The sequence below is a fragment of the Paraburkholderia sp. JHI2823 genome (assembly GCF_038900695.1).
GTDB classification, from domain to species: domain Bacteria; phylum Pseudomonadota; class Gammaproteobacteria; order Burkholderiales; family Burkholderiaceae; genus Paraburkholderia; species Paraburkholderia mimosarum.
Window position 1 is genome coordinate 1 of sequence record NZ_JAYMRY010000131.1, and the last position, 1,370, is coordinate 1,370.

At 59.0% G+C, this 1,370-nt stretch carries 2 protein-coding genes and 1 pseudogene; all 3 read right to left on the reverse strand.

Going from position 1 to position 1,370, the window contains the following annotated elements; all coding sequences use genetic code 11:
* A pseudogene (locus VSR34_RS37900) lies at positions 1-275 on the reverse strand (IS6 family transposase); the annotation flags it as partial.
* 151 nt (positions 276-426) lie between these two features.
* Positions 427-1,149, reverse strand: a complete 723-nt coding sequence (locus VSR34_RS37905) for a response regulator (protein ID WP_342965177.1) — start codon at positions 1,147-1,149, stop codon at positions 427-429.
* A gap of 16 nt (positions 1,150-1,165) precedes the next feature.
* A partial coding sequence (locus VSR34_RS37910) for a hypothetical protein (RefSeq protein WP_342965178.1) occupies positions 1,166-1,370 on the reverse strand: 205 nt, incomplete at its 5' end.

Here is a 1,370-nt window from a genome sequence, read left to right on the forward strand (position 1 = left end):
TTGTCCCGCCTGGCCCTGAGCAGGAAGTCGACCGTGTCGCCCGCCTTGTCCACTGCCCGGTAAAGATATTTCCACTCGCCTTTGATCTTGATATAGCTCTCGTCCATTCGCCAGCTTTTCCCAACCGCACGCTTGTGCCTGCGGAACCTCCTTTCGAAGAGCGGCATCAGTTTGATGACCCAGCGGTACACCGTCGAATGATCCACCGCGATACCACGCTCGTCCATCATTTCCGCAAGATTGCGCAAACTCAGCGAATAGGCCACGTACCATCGATCCGTGAAAACCATTGGCTTTGGTCGGCCTGGAACAACAGGCGATCTCGCTCTTGGACCGTGACCCTTTCGCTCAAGGCTTGCGCGAGTATCAAGCCGCCGAGCAAGATGCAGACGATGCGTCCGAAAAGCGTGGTGGGTATCCAGCGCTTCACAGTTCCGGTTCCACGTCTGCGTTGAGGAAGTATCCTTCGTTGCGCACGGTCTTGATGAGCGCGGCTTCCTTTGCGCTATCGTTGAGATGCTGACGCAGACGACTCACCTGCACGTCGATAATGCGATCTAGCGGTCCGAGCTCCCGGCCGCGTCCAAGCCCACTCAATTGCTCGCGAGTCAGCACGCGACGAGGATGATCGACAAAGAGCTTCAGCAGGCGATACTCCGTCCCCGAGAGTGCCACCACCATCTGATCGGGAGACAGCAACTCTCGTGTGCGCGTGTCCAACGACCAGCCCGCAAAGTGATAGGACCGGACAAACTCGGGTTGCAGGTTCTCGGGAACCTGCCGGACGCGTCTCAGGACATTTCTTATGCGCGCGACCAGTTCCCGCGGACTGAATGGCTTCGACACATAATCGTCGGCGCCCAGTTCCAAACCTAAGACTCGGTCGACCTCCTCGCCCCGAGCGGTCAGCATGATGACTGGGATGCGACCCTTTATGCCGGCATCGCGGAACAGACTGAGGCCGTCTTCGCCGGGCAACGTCAGATCGAGGACGATCAGATCGGGCCGAGCTTCCGCCAGCGCCTTCCGCAATTGCTTCCCGTCCCGCACGGCGGTGACCCGGTAGCCGCTCTCGTCGAGATAGCGTTCCAACAGACTACGGATTTCAGAATCGTCATCGACGATCAACACATGATCAGGGGTTGCCATGGTGCACTTCCAAGCATCAGAGCCGCGCTTTTCGCGCACATGAGATTTCGTCCAGTCCCCGCTCTTTGCGGGACCGTTCATTATCGACATTCGTTAAGTCCGCGTACGCGGCGCCGTCATTCCATACGGTTTCGCCGGCCCACGTCATGGTGCCGGTCGTGGAGAGCATCGTGCCGCCCACTGCGACGACATACGGCGAACTCGCGGGATACTGCACGCTG